This window comes from Azospirillum doebereinerae, assembly GCF_003989665.1.
Taxonomy (GTDB): Bacteria; Pseudomonadota; Alphaproteobacteria; order Azospirillales; family Azospirillaceae; genus Azospirillum; species Azospirillum doebereinerae.
The window spans coordinates 25,753-43,184 of sequence record NZ_RZIJ01000004.1 but is presented as its reverse complement, the minus strand read 5'-3'; the positions used below and the strand labels follow the sequence as shown (position 1 = coordinate 43,184).

General features: G+C 67.5%; 14 protein-coding genes. 3 read left to right on the top strand and 11 right to left on the bottom strand.

Annotated features, from left to right (window positions below; genetic code table 11):
• Positions 1-39 precede the first annotated feature (39 nt).
• Positions 40-525: a hypothetical protein gene (locus tag EJ913_RS06665; protein ID WP_126996064.1), complete on the top strand. Its 486-nt coding sequence runs from the start codon at positions 40-42 to the stop codon at positions 523-525.
• A 203-nt stretch (positions 526-728) separates the two neighbouring features.
• Here EJ913_RS06665 and frc read toward each other — a convergent pair whose 3' ends face one another.
• On the bottom strand, positions 729-1,979 hold the full coding sequence (gene frc / locus EJ913_RS06660; RefSeq protein WP_126996062.1) for a formyl-CoA transferase: 1,251 nt from the start codon (positions 1,977-1,979) through the stop codon (positions 729-731).
• Between the two features lie 66 nt (positions 1,980-2,045).
• Positions 2,046-2,474, bottom strand: coding sequence for a PAS domain-containing protein (locus tag EJ913_RS06655; RefSeq protein WP_126996060.1), 429 nt, complete (start codon positions 2,472-2,474; stop codon positions 2,046-2,048).
• Positions 2,475-2,922: 448 nt separating this feature from the next.
• Here EJ913_RS06655 and EJ913_RS06650 point away from each other — a divergent pair, with 448 nt between their 5' ends.
• Positions 2,923-3,597, top strand: coding sequence for a YopT-type cysteine protease domain-containing protein (locus tag EJ913_RS06650; protein WP_126996058.1), 675 nt, complete (start codon positions 2,923-2,925; stop codon positions 3,595-3,597).
• Positions 3,598-3,657: 60 nt separating this feature from the next.
• Here EJ913_RS06650 and EJ913_RS06645 read toward each other — a convergent pair whose 3' ends face one another.
• The 6 genes from EJ913_RS06645 to mdh form a co-directional block, all read right to left on the bottom strand.
• Complete coding sequence (locus tag EJ913_RS06645; RefSeq protein ID WP_126996056.1) at positions 3,658-4,383, bottom strand: alpha/beta hydrolase family protein; 726 nt, start codon at positions 4,381-4,383, stop codon at positions 3,658-3,660.
• Between the two features lie 231 nt (positions 4,384-4,614).
• Positions 4,615-5,865, bottom strand: a complete 1,251-nt coding sequence (gene odhB, locus EJ913_RS06640; protein WP_126996054.1) for a 2-oxoglutarate dehydrogenase complex dihydrolipoyllysine-residue succinyltransferase — start codon at positions 5,863-5,865, stop codon at positions 4,615-4,617.
• 43 nt (positions 5,866-5,908) lie between these two features.
• Complete coding sequence (locus tag EJ913_RS06635) at positions 5,909-8,815, bottom strand: 2-oxoglutarate dehydrogenase E1 component (RefSeq protein WP_126996052.1); 2,907 nt, start codon at positions 8,813-8,815, stop codon at positions 5,909-5,911.
• Positions 8,816-8,966: 151 nt separating this feature from the next.
• Complete coding sequence (gene sucD / locus EJ913_RS06630) at positions 8,967-9,842, bottom strand: succinate--CoA ligase subunit alpha (protein ID WP_126996050.1); 876 nt, start codon at positions 9,840-9,842, stop codon at positions 8,967-8,969.
• A gap of 1 nt (position 9,843) precedes the next feature.
• Complete coding sequence (sucC, locus tag EJ913_RS06625) at positions 9,844-11,040, bottom strand: ADP-forming succinate--CoA ligase subunit beta (protein ID WP_126996048.1); 1,197 nt, start codon at positions 11,038-11,040, stop codon at positions 9,844-9,846.
• Between the two features lie 115 nt (positions 11,041-11,155).
• On the bottom strand, positions 11,156-12,124 hold the full coding sequence (gene mdh, locus EJ913_RS06620) for a malate dehydrogenase (protein WP_126996047.1): 969 nt from the start codon (positions 12,122-12,124) through the stop codon (positions 11,156-11,158).
• Positions 12,125-12,393: 269 nt separating this feature from the next.
• On the opposite strand from mdh, the gene EJ913_RS06615 reads away from it, so the two are divergent.
• A complete protein-coding gene (locus tag EJ913_RS06615) occupies positions 12,394-12,864 on the top strand; it encodes a hypothetical protein (protein ID WP_126996045.1) in 471 nt (156 codons plus the stop codon).
• Positions 12,865-12,922: 58 nt separating this feature from the next.
• Here the strand turns inward: EJ913_RS06615 and EJ913_RS06610 are convergent, their stop codons facing one another.
• The 3 genes from EJ913_RS06610 to EJ913_RS06600 form a co-directional block, all read right to left on the bottom strand.
• Positions 12,923-14,113, bottom strand: coding sequence for a DUF2336 domain-containing protein (locus EJ913_RS06610; RefSeq protein WP_238519534.1), 1,191 nt, complete (start codon positions 14,111-14,113; stop codon positions 12,923-12,925).
• A gap of 225 nt (positions 14,114-14,338) precedes the next feature.
• Positions 14,339-15,247: a hypothetical protein gene (locus tag EJ913_RS06605; RefSeq protein ID WP_126996043.1), complete on the bottom strand. Its 909-nt coding sequence runs from the start codon at positions 15,245-15,247 to the stop codon at positions 14,339-14,341.
• A gap of 474 nt (positions 15,248-15,721) precedes the next feature.
• Positions 15,722-17,290, bottom strand: a complete 1,569-nt coding sequence (locus EJ913_RS06600; RefSeq protein WP_126996041.1) for a lysine--tRNA ligase — start codon at positions 17,288-17,290, stop codon at positions 15,722-15,724.
• Positions 17,291-17,432 lie beyond the last annotated feature (142 nt).

Below are 17,432 nucleotides of genomic sequence, written 5' to 3'. Positions count from 1 at the left end.
GCGGCGGTCCGCCCACGGGACAGTCGAGGAGATGGGATCGTGACGGGCTTCTCAATCGCCGGCAACGCGTGGGGCATCCACACCGTTCTCCACAAGGGCCTGGGCGCCGCCGAACTCACCGGCTGGCAGACCGCCCTGCGGGAGGCCGCCGTCCGCTGCGGCGCCAGTGGCCGTCGCTGGGGCGTGATCGCCGACATCCGCGCGCTGACCCCGGCCGAGGGAGCCGCCGTCGCGGCGGCGCTGACCGAACTGGCGGAGCGCCCGGATTTGGAGCGCGGCGCGGTGATCGCGGCGGAGGACGGGCAGGCGGAGCGCTTCGGGCAGGCGTCCGGCGGGCGCGATCCGGGGCGCAAGCTGCGCGTGCTGGCGGTGGAAGGCCGCGACCGGGTGCAGATTGCGGCGGCCTATGGCTGGACGCTGAACGGCACGGAGCCGTGCCACGCCCATGGCGTCCCGGCCGGCACGGTGGTGGCGTTCCCGGCGCGGTCGATGACGGGGATGGCGGGGCTGCGCAAGGCGTCCTGACGGGGTGGGTTTTGGAAAAAGAAAACGGCGCTCCGGGGGTGGGGCGCCGTTTTCGTGTCTGCATGGTGGTGAGATTCTGCCACGTGCCCCCACCCCATCCCTCCCCCGCTGAGCGGGGGAGGGGGTAGGAACCTTGCCGGAATGCTGCGGCAGTCCCCTCCCCCGCCCAGCGGGGGAGGGTTAGGGTGGGGGCAAGCGCCTCCTCAGACCACGCGCGCCTCATGCATCGCCGCGATCTGGTCCTTGCTGTAGCCCAGCCCGCCGAGCACCTCGTCGGTGTGCTCGCCGAGCAACGGCGAGCCGGTGACCTCGACCGACAGGTTGGAGAACTTGATCGGGCTGCCGACCGTCAGGTACTTGCCGCGCTGCTTGTGGTCGACCTCGACCACGGTGCCGCTGGCGCGCAGCGACGGGTCATTGGCGATCTCCTTCATCGACAGCACCGGGGCGCAGGGGATGTCGAACTTGCGCAGGATGTCCACCGCCTCGAACTTGGTCTTGTTCGACAGCCACTCCTCGATGAAGGCGAAGATGTCGAAGATCTTGTCCTGGCGGGCCTGGGCGGTGTTGTAGGCCGGGTCGTCGATCCATTCCGGACGGCCCAGCGCCTTGCAGATCGGCGCCCAGGCGTGGCCCTGGATGGTGAAGTAGATGTAGGCGTTGGGATCGGTCTCCCAGCCCTTGCACTTCAGCACCCAGCCCGGCTGGCCGCCGCCGCCCGCGTTGCCGCCGCGCGGCACGACGTCGGAGAAGGTGCCGTGCGGGTACTGCGGGTATTCCTCCAGGTAGCCGACGCGGTCCAGGCGCTGCTGGTCGCGCAGCTTGACGCGGCAGAGGTTCAGCACGCTGTCCTGCATCGACACGGCGACCTTCTGGCCCTTGCCGGTCTTGGTGCGGTGCATCAGCGCCGTCAGGATGCCGATGGCGAGATGCATGCCGGTGTTGCTGTCGCCCAGAGCGGCGGCGCTGACGGTCGGCGGGCCGTCCCAGAAGCCGGTGGTCGAGGCGGCGCCGCCCGCGCACTGGGCGACGTTCTCGTAGACCTTCAGATCCTCGTAATGGTGCCCGTCGCTGAAGCCCTTGACGGAGGCGACGATCAGGCCGGGGTTCAGCTCGTTGATGCGCGGCCAGGTGAAGCCCATGCGGTCCAGCGCGCCGGGGCCGAAATTCTCGACCAGCACGTCCGATTCGCGGATCAGGCGCTCCAGCACCTCCTTGCCCTCGGCGGTCTTGGTGTCGAGCGTCAGCGAGCGCTTGTTGCTGTTGAGCATCGTGAAGTACAGGGCATCCGCTTCCGGGATGTCGCGCAACTGGGAGCGGGTGACGTCGCCGGCGCCGGGACGCTCCACCTTGATGACGTCCGCGCCGTACCAGGCGAGGAGCTGCGTGCAGGCCGGGCCGGCCTGAACGTGGGTGAAGTCGATGATCTTGATCCCGTCCAGTGGCTTGCTCATGAGGTCTACACTCCCTTTGATCGTTCGGTGTTGTCGCGGTGCCGAATGTCCGGCGGGTGTTGTCGTTCAGGCCGTGGCGGCTTCCAGTTCGGCCAGCCGGCGGCGCAGTTTCCGGTCCTCGGTGAAGCGGGCGGTCTCGTCGCGGACGACCGCCACGATGGCGGTGACGGCCCCGCCGGCGTCGTGCAGCAGCGCCACGGTGAAGGCGATGGACAGGGCGTGGCCGTCCTTGTGCACCGCCGGAACCCGCAGCACGTCGCTGCCGTAGCGCGTCTGTCCCGTGCTCATGGTCTTGGCGTACCCGTCCCAGTGACGCTGACGCTGGCGTTCCGGAATGATGAGATCCAGCGATCGGCCCATGGCCTCGGCCGGGGTGAAGCCGAAGATGCGTTCGGCCGCCGCGTTCCACAGGGTGATGGCGCCGTCGGCGTCGGACACGATCACCGCGTCGCCGATCGCCGCGACCAGTTGGGCGTAATCGATGTCCGTGGTCATGACGCGCCTCGTTTCTGCTGGGGACGCGGCCCGGTGACGGAGGCGGGCTGGTGCAAGGTGATGCCGAGCGTTCGTGCGCTTTTCGGCGTTGGCTTCATTCCGATCTCCTCGACGCTTTTCGGTTCCCCCGACCGTCGCGCCCTGTGATGGGCGCCGCCCTGGGGCCGCAGCGACTTCTTGCCGGTGACGTGGCGGCTCCGTATCCGCCCGCACTGACATTATCGATACCGTATACCAGATACCTAATGCCGGCAACAAGGAATTGGGAGTGTTGCGAACTATTGCGCACGCGAACAGAGGCCCCGTCCGGCAAGGGCATGACGGTTCGCGGCGCGGAGTGTCCGCCTGTACGGGGTAGTTCGTGTGCGGTAGTCTGCGCGCATGCCCGACCCGGCGCCGCCGGTTCCGCGCCAACCGACCAGACCCAACCGACCAAGCGAGGAAACCGATGGCGTCGTTCGACAGCTATTGCGTGGCGCCGTTCAAGCAGCGCTACCCGATCCGGAAGCTGTTTCCGGAGGATCACGAGGTGAAGGCTGGGATTTGCTTCGGGCTCAGCAGCGAGTGGATCGCGCGGCACCGGGCCAACAAGGGCGAGAAGCCGGCGACGCGCATCGCCTACATCGAAAACGACAACACGATCCTGCACGCCAGCATCAAGCAGCGGCTCTATGGCCGGGAGTTGTCGCACCAGCTCGACCAGAGCGCGGAGCAGACCGGCTCACGCAACGAGGCGCTGAAGCTGCTCGGCCTGTCCGTCAAATCGAGCAGCACGCAGTGGGTGAGTGTGGAAAGCCCGGAAAACGTCAAGGAGGTGCTGAAGGCGATCAGCGTCGCGACGGCGGGCGCCCACACCTACCACATCATCACGCTGAACTTCGAAGGGCGGAACGGCGGCTCCCACGCGACCTGCTGTTACAAGTCGAGCGGGAAGGCGTTCGGCATGGGCGCGCATCTGTATTTCTTCGACCCGAACTACGGCGAGTTCAAGGCGTCCGCCGGCAGCGTCATCGACCTGTTCAACGGGCTGATCGACCGCTACCGCCATTACGAGACGAAGAGCGGCGCGCTCAAGGACTACAAGGTCCAGCAATTCGTGGTGCAGAGCATCACGTTCGCCTGAGGGAAGCCGGGCCGGCGCCGCCCATCCTCGGGGATGGGGCGGCGCCGGTTCCGCCCGCGATCACTCGACCAGATCGAAGAAGGACATCGACGCGTAGCAGCTCGACCGGATGTTGGCGACGACCTTGTCCTGGGAGTGGCCGCCGGCCGACAGGGTCGCCGGCAGCTTGATCACCTTGCCGACCGCCTTGGAGGATTTGCTGATCGGATCCCATTGCAGGTTGAAGTTGATGATCTGCCGTTCGATGGCGGGGAGGCTCTCCTTGGTCACGCGGACGAAGGGGCCGTGGATGGTGCCGCCGCGCACCATCTTGGACACGGTCGGCGCGTTGAAGGCGCAGCAGGGCGAGGCGGTCTCGACCGCGATGACGGTGGCGATGGCGCCGCCCAGCGAATGGCCGCACAGGATCGGCGTGGCGTTGCGCAGCACGAGTTGGGCGTGTTCCAGCAGCCGATGCGCCGCCTGGCGGCAGGACGGCAGCTTTTCGATGGCGTAGAGGCCGATGTCGGTGACGATGTTCTTGTTGCCGACCAGCCGGCCGCTCGACCCCTCGCCGGCCACGGTGCCGCGAAAGGACAGGATGTATTCCGCCGCGCCGGGGCGCTGGTACACCGCGCCGAAGAATCCGACGTCGATCTCCTCCTCGGTGAGGACGGTCTGGTAACCGTCGGGCGCGCGCTGCGCCGTGCCTGCGGACGCGAAGGTGTCGGCGTCGTTGCCGCGCCCTTTGTTGAAGTTGTAGACGGTGTTGGCGGCAACCGCCAAATCCAGAACAGTCACATGCATGTCGGCCCACCGAACGATTGGGTAGGCTGAGAGCCAAGCGGAGCAACGGGACGCTGTCAACGCACCGTGGCGACTGTGCATGAATTGATTTTCGCGTGCGCCTTTCCGGGCACCCGGTCCGTCAAAGAAAAAGGGCGCCTCGCGGCGCCCTTCAGGGGGGCCAGGGAAGTATCCTCCCCTGGGGATCGGGTGCGGAAGCGGCAGAAACCGTTCCGCCTTCCCTTATGCCGATCAGACTTCCAGCAGCAGGCGGCGCGGATCCTCGATCAGCTCCTTGACGCGGACGAGGAAGGTCACCGCCTCCTTGCCGTCGATGATGCGGTGGTCGTAGGACAGCGCGAGGTACATCATCGGCCGGACCTCGATCTTGCCGCCGATGACGACGGCGCGGTCCATGGTCTTGTGCATGCCGAGGATGGCGGACTGCGGCGGGTTGATGATCGGGGTCGACATCAGCGAGCCGTAGACGCCGCCGTTCGAGATGGTGAAGGTGCCGCCGGTCAGCTCGTCCATCGACAGCTTGCCGTCGCGGCCCTTCTTGCCCAGCGCCGCGATGGTGCCCTCGACGCCAGCGAAGTCCAGCTTGTCGGCGTCGCGGATGACCGGAACCACCAGACCCTGCGGCGTGCCGACGGCGACGCCGATGTCGTAGTAGTTCTTGTAGACCAGATCGGTGCCGTCGATCTCGGCGTTGACCGCCGGGATTTCCTTCAGCGCCTGGATGGCGGCCTTCACGAAGAAGGACATGAAGCCGAGACGCACCTTGTGGCGCTTCTCGAAGAAGTCCTTGTACTCGGCGCGGAGCGCCATCGCCGCGCTCATGTCCACCTCGTTGAAGGTGGTCAGCATGGCGGCGCTGTTCTGGGCCTCCTTCAGGCGCTCGGCGATGCGCTGGCGCAGGCGGGTCATGCGGACCCGCTCCTCCTGCGCGGCGCGCGGGCGGTCGCCCTGGGTGCCGGCGGCCCACACCATCTTCGGCGCCGCCGGGGCGGGAGCCGGAGCGGCGGGCTTGGCGGCCGGGGCGGCGATCACGTCGCCCTTGGTGATGCGGCCGTCCTTGCCGGAGCCGGAGATCGACGCGGTGTCGACGCCCTTCTCGTCGGCCAGCTTGCGGGCGGCCGGGCCGGAGGCGGCGATGTTGCCGGGAGCGGCGGCGGGGGCCGGAGCCGCCGCCGGAGCGGGAGCGGGAGCGGCGGCCGGAGCCGGCGCGGGGGCCGCAGCGGCCGGGGCGGCGGCCGCGCCGGCGCCCTCGGTGATCACGCCCAGCAGGGCGCCGACGCCGACGTTGTCGCCTTCGGCGGCGACGATCTCGGCCAGCACGCCGGCGGCCGGCGCGTTGACTTCCAGCGTGACCTTGTCGGTCTCCAGCTCGACCAGCGCCTCGTCGGCGCCGACGGCGTCGCCGACCTTCTTGAGCCAGCGGGCGATGGTCGCCTCGGAGACGGATTCACCCAGCGTGGGGACCTTGATTTCGGTAGCCATGACTTCCTCAGTTCGTCTTTTTTTGGTCGCTTGGGTGAACGGATTACCGGACCGTCAGCGCGTCGTCCAGCAGCTTGGCCTGCTCCTGGTTGTGGCGCTTGAGAAGACCTGTGGCGGGCGAGGCGGTGGCCGGGCGGCCGGCGTAGACCGGACGGCCGGCCTTGTGGCCGATCGCCGCCAGACTGCCTTCCAGGCGGCGGTCCACGAAGGTCCAGCCGCCCTGGTTCTCCGGCTCCTCCTGGCACCACACGACCTCGGCGTTCGGGTACTTCGCGAACTCCTCGGACAGGGTGATCTTCGGGAACGGGTACAGCTGCTCCAGACGGATCAGGACGACGTCCTTGATGTTCCGGCTCATGCGCTCCTGCAGCAGGTCGTAGTAGACCTTGCCGGAGCAGACCACGACGCGGCGGATCTTGTCGTTCTCGACCAGATCGTTGGCGGTCTCGCCCAGCACGCGGTGGAACTGCGTGCCCGGCCCCAGCTCCGACAGGTCGGAGATGCACAGCTTGTGGCGCAGCAGCGACTTCGGCGTGAACAGCACCAGCGGCTTGCGGAAGGACCGGCGCAACTGACGGCGGAAGACGTGGAACAGGTTGGCCGGCGTCGTGACGTTGCAGATCTGCCAGTTGTCCTCGGCGGAGTTCTGGAGGAAGCGCTCCGGACGGGCCGACGAGTGCTCCGGACCCTGACCCTCGTAGCCGTGCGGCAGCAGCATCACCAGGCCGGACATGCGCAGCCACTTGGACTCGCCCGACGAGATGAACTGGTCGATGATGGTCTGCGCGGTGTTGGCGAAGTCGCCGAACTGCGCCTCCCACAGGGTCAGGCTGTGCGGCTCGGCCAGCGAGTAGCCGTATTCGTAGCCGACGACGGCCGCTTCCGACAGCGGGCTGTCATGGACCTCGAAGACGCCCTGCTCCGGGTGCAGGTGGGTCAGCGGCAGATACTTCTCTTCGGTGTTCTGGTCGTACATCACCGCGTGGCGGTGCGAGAAGGTGCCGCGCCCGGAGTCCTGGCCGGACAGGCGGACGGCGGTGCCCTCGACCACCAGCGAGCCGTAGGCCAGCGCCTCGGCGGTCGCCCAGTCGATGCCCTCACCCGACTCGATGGCCTTCTTCTTGGCTTCGAGCTGGCGGGCGATCTTCGGGTTGATCGCGAAGTCCTTCGGGTACTGGGAGAGCTTGAGGCCGATCTCCTTCAGCAGATCCAGGGCGACGCCGGTGTCGCTGCGGTGACCGGTGGTCTCGTTCTGCTGCTGGAGCCCCGACCACTTGCCTTCCAGCCAGTCGGCCTTGTTGGGCTTGTAGGTGCTCGACGCCTCGAACTCGCCTTCCAGCTTCTTCATGAAGTCGGCGTTGATCTGGTCGCCTTCGGCCTGGGTGATGACGTTCTCGTCGACCAGCTGCTTGGCGTAGATCTCGCGCGTCGTCGCGTGGGCGCGGATCTTCTTGTACATCAGCGGCTGGGTGAAGCCCGGCTCGTCGCCCTCGTTGTGGCCGTGGCGGCGGTAGCAGACCATGTCGATGACGACGTCCCGCTTGAACTTCTGGCGGAACTCGATGGCCATGCGGCTGACGTGGACGACCGCCTCGGCGTCGTCGCCGTTCACGTGGAAGATCGGCGCCTGCACCATCTTCGCCATGTCGGAGCAGTAGACGCCCGAGCGCGAGTAGGTCGGGTTCGTGGTGAAGCCGATCTGGTTGTTGATGATGAAGTGCATGGTGCCGCCGGTGCGGTAGCCGCGCAGCTCCGACAGGCCCAGCGTCTCGGCGACGATGCCCTGACCGGCGAAGGCGGCGTCGCCGTGGATCAGCACGCCCATCACCTGCTCGCGGTCGAGGTCGCGGCGCTGCTGCTGCTTGGCGCGCACCTTGCCCAGCACGACCGGGTTGACCCATTCCAGGTGGGACGGGTTGGCGGTCAGCGACAGGTGGACGATGTTTCCGTTGAAGTCGCGGTCCGACGAGGTGCCGAGGTGGTACTTCACGTCGCCCGAGCCCTGGACGTCGGTCGGGCTCGACGGGTTGCCCTGGAACTCGGAGAACACCGCCGAGAAGGGCTTGCCCATGAAGTTGGTCAGCACGTTCAGGCGGCCACGGTGGGCCATGCCGACGACGACCTCCTTGAGGCCGAGCTGGCCGCCGCGCTTGAGGATCTGCTCCAGCGCCGGGATCATCGACTCGCCGCCCTCAAGGCCGAAGCGCTTGGTGCCGGTGTACTTCAGCTGGAGGAACTTCTCGAAGCCCTCGGCGGCGGTCAGGCGCTCCAGGATGGCGCGCTTGCCGTTCACCGTGAAGTCGGTGTGGTTGCGGCCGCCCTCGATGCGCTCCTGGATCCAGGCCTTCTCTTCGGGGTCCTGGATGTGCATGAACTCGACGCCGATCGTCCCGCAATAGGTCTTGTGCAGGATGTCGAGGATCTGGCGGAGCGTCGCCGTTTCCAGGCCGAGCGAGTAGTTCAGGAAGATCGGGCGGTCGAGGTCGCCGGGGCCGAAGCCGTAGGTCGCCGGATCGAGTTCCGGGTGCGGCTCGCGCTTTTCCAGGCCCAGCGGGTCGAAATGCGCGTTCATGTGGCCGCGCACGCGGAAGACGCGGATCAGCATCAGGGCGCGGATGCTGTCGAGGGTCGCCGCGCGCAGCTGCTGCGGGCTGATGCCGCCGTAGACCTGCTGGGCGTGGGCCACCATGGCGCCGTTGCCGGGACCGGCGAAACCGTTGCCGTTGGCGGCCTCGGGGGCAGCCCCGTTCGCCTCGTCGTCCCGCAGGGTCCAGGAGGCGCCGCGCAGCTCGTCGAGGACGGCGCGCGAATCGTCATCCAGATCCTGGAAGAAGCCGCTCCAGCTCGGATCGACCGCGGAGGGTTCCGACAGGAAGCGGGCGTAGAGTTCGGCGACGTAACCGGCGTTCGATCCGAAGAGGAACGAGGTCTGCTCCAAATTTGCCGACATGATTCACTTCGGGCTCTCGCCCGATTCCCTATGGGGGTTCTTTTGTGCGCTGAAAGACCGGCCGGCTCTTGGAACCCGGTGCGAGTCGGGATCCAAGGGCCCCCGGTCCTTGGCAGGGGGTGGCGGGGGACGGCGTCCCCCGCCTGTCTCCTCAGCCCTTGAACACCTTCAGCATGGTCGAGCCAAGCGAGGCGGGGCTGTCGGCGACGGCGATGCCGACCGACTTCATGAAGTCGATCTTGAAGTCGGCGGTGTCGTTGCCGCCCGAGATCACCGCGCCGGCATGGCCCATGCGGCGGCCCGGCGGGGCCGTGCGGCCGGCGATGAAGCCGACGACCGGCTTCTTGGTGCCCGACGCCTTGAGGAACTCGGCGCCCTTGACCTCGGCGTCGCCGCCGATCTCGCCGATCATGATGATGCCCTCGGTCTCCGGATCCTTCACGAACAGCTCCAGGCTGTCCACGAAGTTGGTCCCGTTGACCGGGTCGCCGCCGATGCCGATGCAGGTGGTCTGGCCAAGGCCCGCCGCCGTGGTCTGCGCGACGGCCTCATAGGTCAGCGTGCCCGAACGCGAGACGATGCCGATCTTGCCACGCTTGTGGATGTGGCCTGGCATGATGCCGATCTTGCACTCGTCCGGCGTGATGACGCCGGGGCAGTTCGGGCCGATCAGGCGGGTGGCCGAACCGGCCAGCGCCCGCTTGACCCGCACCATGTCGAGCACCGGGATGCCCTCGGTGATGCAGACGACGAGAGCGATTTCGGCGTCGATGGCTTCCAGGATCGCGTCGGCCGCGAAGGGCGGCGGCACGTAGATCACGGAGGCGTTGGCGCCAGTCTTGTGGACTGCGTCGGCGACGGTGTCGAAGATCGGCAGGTCGAGGTGCTTGGCCCCGCCCTTGCCCGGAGTCACGCCGCCGACCATCTTGGTGCCGTAGGCGATGGCCTGCTCGGAGTGGAAGGTGCCCTGGGCTCCGGTGAAGCCCTGGCAGATCACCTTGGTGTTCTTATCGACGAGAACAGCCATTTCACGCGGCCTCCTTCACGGCCTTGACCACCTTTTCGGCGGCGTCGGCGAGGTTGTCGGCCGAGAGGATCGGCAGGCCGGATTCGGCCAGGATCTTCTTGCCCAGATCGACGTTGGTGCCTTCCAGGCGGACGACCAGCGGAACGTGCAGGTGCACTTCGCGCGCGGCAGCCACCACGCCCTCGGCGATCACGTCGCAACGCATGATGCCGCCGAAGATGTTCACCAGGATGCCTTCGACGTTGCTGTCCGAGAGGATCAGCTTGAAGGCCGCGGTGACGCGCTCCTTGGTGGCGCCGCCGCCGACGTCGAGGAAGTTGGCCGGCTCGCCGCCGTACAGCTTGATGATGTCCATGGTGGCCATCGCCAGACCGGCGCCGTTCACCATGCAGCCGATGTTGCCGTCGAGCTTGACGTAGTTGAGGCTGTGCTTGGCCGCCTCGATCTCGTACGGATCTTCCTCGGCCTCGTCGCGCAGCTCTTCGATGTCCTTGTGACGGAAGAGCGCGTTGTCGTCGAAGCTGATCTTGGCGTCGAGCGCCAGGATGTCGCCGGCACCGGTGACGATCAGCGGGTTGATCTCGACGATGGCGCAGTCCAGATCGATGAATGCCTTGTAGGCGGCCGTGATGAACTTGGCGGCCGAGCCGACCTGCTTGCCTTCCAGCCCGAGGGCGAAGGCGATCTTGCGGGTGTGGTAGCCCTGGACGCCGGTCGCCGGGTCGATCGCGACCTTGACGATCTTCTCGGGCGTGTTGTGGGCGACCTCCTCGATCTCCATGCCGCCCTCGGTGGACGCCATGATGGTGACGCGGCCGGTGGCGCGGTCGGTCAGCAGGCCGAGGTACAGCTCGCGCTTGATGTCGGCGCCTTCCTCGACGTAGAGGCGCTTGACCTCGCGGCCCTCGGGGCCGGTCTGCTTGGTGATGAGGACGTTGTTGAGCATTTCGCCGGCGTTCTTGCCGACTTCCTCGATGGACTTGACGACGCGGACGCCGCCCTTGCCCTCGGGGTTGCCCTTGAAGCGACCGGCGCCGCGGCCGCCGGCGTGGATCTGGGACTTCACGACCCAGACCGGACCGCCGAGTTCACGGGCGACCGTCTCGGCCTCCTGCGGGGTGTAGGCGACGCCGCCGCGGGGAACCGCGACGCCGTACTTCTTCAGCAGGCTTTTGGCCTGATACTCATGGATGTTCATCGGGCGTCCATCTGTTTTTTGGTTCGGCTGACGAGAACGGATCGACTGACGCGAAGGAAGCTCCGCTCCCCGGCCGCGCCCGCGAGGGGCTGCGGCCGGGGAGCGGAACACGGCCTTAGGAGGCGGCCTTGTCGGCTTCCTGCTTCTTGACGACGTCGACCAGGGTCTTCACGGCGTCGACCGAGTTCTGGAACATCGCCTTTTCTTCGTCGTTCAGCTCGATCTCGATGATCTTCTCGACGCCGCCGGCGCCGATGATCACGGGAACGCCGACGTACAGGTCGTCCTGGCCGTACTGGCCGGTCAGATGGGCGGCGACCGGGAGGACGCGCTTCTGGTCCTTGAGGTAGGACTCGGCCATCTGGATGGCGGAGGCGGCCGGGGCGTAGAAGGCCGAACCGGTCTTCAGCAGCTTGACGATCTCGGCGCCGCCGTCACGGGTGCGCTGGACGATCTGGTCGAGCTTCTCCTGGGTGGTCCAGCCGAGCTTGACCAGGTCGGGCAGCGGAATGCCGGCGACGGTCGAGTAGCGGACGAGCGGGACCATGGTGTCGCCGTGGCCGCCCAGCACGAAGGCGGTGACGTCCTCGACCGAGACCTTGAACTCCTCGGCCAGGAAGAAGCGGAAGCGCGCCGAGTCGAGCACGCCGGCCATGCCGACCACGCGCTCCGGCGGCAGGCCGGACGCCTGCTGCAGCACCCACACCATCACGTCGAGCGGGTTGGTGATGACGATGACGAAGGCGTTGGGGGCGTATTTGCCGATGGCCTCGCCGACGGTCTTGCAGACGCCGCTGTTGATGCCGATCAGGTCGTCGCGGCTCATGCCCGGCTTGCGCGGGATGCCGGCGGTGACGATCACGACGTCGGCGCCCTCGATGACCGAGTAGTCGTTGCCGCCGGTCAGGCTGGCGTTGAAGCCCTCGACCGGGGCGGTCTCGGCCAGATCCAGGGCCTTGCCGGCCGGCATGCCTTCGGCGATGTCGAACAGGACGACGTCGCCCAGTTCCTTCTGGGCAGCCAACAGGGCCAGCGTGCCGCCGATTTGGCCGGCACCGACGAGCGCAATCTTCTTGCGAGCCATTTTGGAGCGTTCCCTAAAACGTTGAGCGTCCCCCATTCAGCGGGAGACTAGAACCAATGGTCATTCTAACGTCTTAGGGATCCAGCGCCCCGAGATTTCGGAACGGTTGGTAGCGCGTTTTGTCGCGGAGAGCAAGCGTGACCGCGAGCCTGTCCTTGCGGCGCAGCGTCGCGATGCCGATCTTCGTTGCGCAAGGCAGGACCAGACGGTTCTATACGTAGGATATCCGGTCGCTCGGCGACTTCACGAAGGCTCAAGGGAGAGCGTCCATGGCCCGTTTCACCACACTCCTGTCCGTGTCCCTGCCGCTGGCGCTGCTCGCCGGCGGCGCCCTGGGACAAACCGTCGCGGACTACGAGGCGGCCCTCGCGGCGGCTCCGGTCTCGGACGCGATCAGCGCCGACAGCGTCGCCTATTGCCGGCCGCTGACCAACTACGTCTTCACCTCGATCCCCGGCGGCGAGCGCAGCGGGCTGGTGCTGCCGCTCTACACCTTCAACGGCGCGGACGGCCCCGGCATCGCCGACAAGCGCGCCGCCTGCGGCGAGGTGCGCAAGCAGGCCCTGATCGCCTTCGACGGCGGCACCGGCCAGCAGATCGTCACCCCCGCCGAGGCGATGGAGGGGCCGACCGACCGTGGGCCGTACTACAAGGATCCGGCCGCCGATTTCCAGGCCCCGCACACCGGCCGCGCGACCCCGCGCCAGCCGATGCCGCGTGGCGGCGCGACGTCGCAGTAAGGGCGGAGTGGAGTGGGGTGGGTGCGGCCACGGTTGCCCCCACCCCACACAGGAACGATCAGTTGCGCACGCCGTAGCGTTCCAGGTGCCGCGCCATCGCGGCGGGGGACAGCGGGAAGCCGCTGCCCTGGCGGGCGTTCAGCATGGCGCGCGGGTTGATGGCGGCGACGCGCGCCTGGATCTGCATGGCGCAACGCATCGACAGCCCGGCGCGCCAGACCAGGGCGGTCACCGCCGTCGCGTCGTGCGCGTCGAGGATCAGATCCACCACGTCGGGCGCCACGCGGGCGCGCAACGTCAGGGCGGCGCGCACGAAGCCCGTCTCGTTCCACGACAGCGCGTCGCCCAGCGCGGTCTCGTCCAGCTTGCCCTGGCGGTGCAGGCGGACGGCGCGGCGTTCCGGCGTCTCGGTCTCCTGGGCGGCGTCCTCGGCCCAGTCGATGCGGCGGCGGGTGCAGGCGGCGATGTCGGCCACCGTGGCGGCGTCGAAATCGGGGCGGCGGCGCAGCGCCTCGACCACCGTCAGATCGACGAAATCGGCCAGACGCACCGCCAGCCGGCGGGGCAGGGTGGGGCGGCGGGCCAGCTTCTCCTGCCAGTCGGGGTGGTGGGCGGCCTCATCGACCAGCGATTCCAAAGTGTGTTCGGCGATCACGGCGCCGCTGTTGTCGAGCAGCACGCCGGTCGCCGCCGCGTCGCCGGTCCCGGCGATGGCGTCGGACAGGGCGGCCGCGACCTGGTGCCGTCGCGCGATGGCCGACAGCGCCCAGCCGGCCGGGGCGTTGGCGACGATGTCCAGCAGATCCTCGTCGGACAAGGCGGCGCAGCAGCGCAGCACCGGCTCCGCGACCGAACGCTCGATGTCGCGCGCCAGCGTCGCCACCACGGCGGGCGGCGCGCAGGCCACGTCCTTGATCGAGGTCGCCAACGCCTCGCGCACCCGGACGATGTGGTCGCGGGCCAACTGCTCCAGGGCGCGGATGGCGACGGTGCTGACGGTTTCGGCCCCGCCCGGCGGCAGGTCGGGCAGCAGCCGGCACAGCGTGCGCGCCAGCGAGGCGCGGACCCCGGCGTCGCCCATTCCGGCCAGCCGCGACTCGACCAGCGCGGCGCCGACCCGTTGCGTCACCGTCCGGGCGGGCGGCGGCGCCACGTTGGAAGCAGGGGCAGGAGAGGCCGTGGACGATTCGGGCGGTCCGTCGAACAGATAGTCCATCAGTTCGGGCGCCACGCCGCCATCGGTCTCCATCGCCGGTTCCGCTGGGGAGGCCGGGGCGGAGGAAAGCCGCGAGGGGGAACGCCGGTGTGTCACCGAACCAAAAACCTCGATTGAAGAGCCCAGCGACTTGGCGGGTGGGCAGGCGACGGATGGCACGCTTCCACCATGCAACCGCAGCTTCGGTTAACGGTCAACTAATTCGGCTACGGCCCGATGCGCTTTGTCCTGCGAATTTTTCGGCCTGGGGGTTTCCGGTCAACGCCGCTTGGCGGCCGGGGTGGCGCCCAGCATGCTGCGCTGGGCCAGCATCGGGCGCGACGCGCTGCGTCCGCCCAGCACCCGCACCGGCAACGACTGCTCCAGACGATGCTTGTCGAACTGGTCGAAGATGCGCATCAGGGCGTCGGCGGTGCCCTCGCCGTAATGGATGTCCAGGCGGGCGCGGTCCAACTCGGTCCGCAAGCCCTCGCGCAGCCGGCCGAACAGGGTGTCGAACAGGGTTTCGAAATGGCCGTCGGCGAAGACGAAGCGCTTGTCGCGCAGAAGGTCGGTCATCCGCCGCGTGAAGGTCTGGCGCTGCTGGTGGAACTGGCGGAAGCGCAGCATCACCCGCACGAACAGGGTGTCGGTCAGCACCGCCAGCGTGTCCTGGCCGGCGATGCGCTTCCAGACCTCGGCGTCCTGGTCGGTGCCGAGGTGGTTGTAGATGGCGATGGCGTCGGCGTTCAGCGCCTCCCATTCCTTGTCGTAGAACAGGCCGTTGAGGCTGGTCTGGAGGCCGCCGGCAATGATCTGGGGAAAGACCGCGCCGCTGATCGGATCGACGATCTCCGGCACCTTCATCCGCACGGTGGAGAACAGCAGCCGGGTCACGAAATCCCGCCGCCGCCCATCCGGCTTGAACACCGCGCGCGGCACGCAGCCACCGCCGCATCCGGCGCCTTCCCGACAGCCGGCCGCCTGCGTGCAGGATTGGCAGATGCTGGCGAACAGCGGCAGCACGGTCGGCCAATGCGCCATCATCAGGTTCATGGCGCGGGTGAAATCCTCGCGCGACAGGGCGCCCTTTGCGGAGAATTGTGGCTCCAGCGCTTCTTGGAAGGTGCTGACCAGAGCCTGGGCGGTGCGGTGGTGGCGCGCGAAAGGCGGTTGATCGGTCGTCATCCCGGAAAGCTCCCCCTGTGGCCGGATCGGCCCGGTTGCGGAAGCGCAACGGCGCTGGAAACAATTTATCTCGTATTTTATGCATTTGACGCTGTGACGGCGGTCACAGAGGGCGGACGAACGGCGGTTCGGGCAGAAAAAAAGGCCGCAACCCGGAAGGGCGCGGCCTTTGAAGTCTAGGGAGGAAACGCACTGCAAAATGCAGTAACGAGTCGGAGTGTATGGGTTTCTCCCTGTTAGCGGTACCACGGTTTTCGAATTGGTGCGGTGCGGTGTTCGCATAGCCCAGCATGCAATAGGGCTTTTTTTGCGCAGGAATTGGGCTTTTGAACCGCTCTCTGCCCAAATGGCGGACAAATCGCCCTTGATTGGTCAGACAAACAGAGTGCGGCTGGAACTGTGCCGTGAGCGTTTGCTTTCGGAAACGAAAAAGGCGCCTTTCGGCGCCCCTTCCTGGTCATCGGAAACCGCCGGTCAGTCCGCCAGCTTCCCGCGGATCAGCGCCTTGGTCTCGGCCACGCCGTAGAGCTGGATGAAGGAGCCCATGCGCGGACCGGTCGTCTGGCCCAGCAGCACCTCGTAGAGCGCCTGGAACCACGCGCGCAGTTCGGTGAAGCCGTGGGCCTTGCCGACCTCGAAAACCTCGTTCTGAAGGACGTCGGCCTTGGAGTCGGCGGGGAGGTCGTCGAGCTTGACCAGCAGGGCCTCCAGCGCCGCGCGCTCCGCGTCGGTCGGGGCGCGGAACCGCTTGGTCGGCTTCACCTGATCCTGGTAGTAGCGGACGGCGTAGCCGATCAGGCGGTCGAGGAACGGGCTGTTCTCCGGCGTGGCGTCCGGCGCGTAGCGGCGGATGAAGCCCCACATGGTCTCCTTGGTCTCGGCGTTGGCGGCGCCGGCCAGGTTGAGCAGCAGGTTGAACGACACGTCCGAGCGCACGGCGGGCGGCTTGCCGTTGTGGATGTGCCAGGCCGGATTCTCCAGTTTGCGGGCCGGCTCCTCGCCATGGACCTTGTCGACGAAGGTCAGATATTCGTCGACCGCGCGCGGGATCACGTCGAAATACAGGCGCTTGGCCGATTTCGGCTTTTGGAACATGTAGAGGGCGAGGCTTTCCGGCGGCGCGTAGGCCAGCCATTCCTCCATGGTCAGGCCATTGCCCTTCGACTTGGAAATCTTCTGGCCCTTGTCGTCGAGGAACAGCTCGTAATTGAAGCCCTCTGGCGGGGTGCCGCCGAGGATGCGGCAGATCTTCCCCGCCAGTTCGGCGGACGGGATCAGATCCTTGCCGTACATCTCGTAGTCGACGCCCAGCCCGAACCAGCGCATGCCCCAATCGGGCTTCCATTGCAGCTTCACATGGCCGCCGGTGACCGGCAGTTCGACCTTCGTGCCGTCCTCGTCCTGGAAGACGATGGTGCCGGCGTCGAGGTTGCGCTCCAACACCGGAACCTGAAGGACCCGGCCGGTGGAGGGCGAGACCGGCAGGAAGGGGCTGTAGGTCGCCTGCCGCTCGGCGCCGAGCGTCGGCAGCATGACGCCCATCACCTCGTCGTAATGGCGCAGGACTCCGAGCAGCGCGTCGTCGAAGCGGCCCGACTTGTACCAGTCGGTCGAGGACTGGAACTCGTACTCGAAGCCGAAGCCGTCCAGGAAGGCGCGCAGACGGGCGTTGTTGTGGGCGCCAAAGCTGTCGTGGGTCCCGAAGGGGTCGGGCACCTGGGTCAGCGGCTTGCCGAGGCTGGCCGCCACCATCTCCTTGTTGGGGATGTTGTCGGGAACCTTGCGCAGCCCGTCCATGTCGTCGGAGAAGCAGAACAGCTTGGTCGGAATGTCGCTCATGGTCTGGAAGGCGTGGCGCACCATGCTGGTGCGCGCCACCTCGCCGAAGGTGCCGAGATGCGGCAGGCCCGAGGGGCCGTAGCCGGTCTCGAACAGGACGTAGCCTTTGGCGGGCGGCGCTTTCGCGAAGCGCGCGACCAGTTTGCGCGCCTCCTCGAACGGCCATGCCTTCGCCTGCAACGCCAAATCCCGTTCGCCGGTCATGGATCGGACCCTTTCGACACCAAGAAATACAAAGAATGGAAGAGGGCAACGACCCTAGGGCGGGCGGTGGGCGGCGTCAACCGCCGGGCTTGTCGTGGTGAGGGGGCGCGGTTAGGCTCGCCCGGCTTTTTCGGCTTTTCCA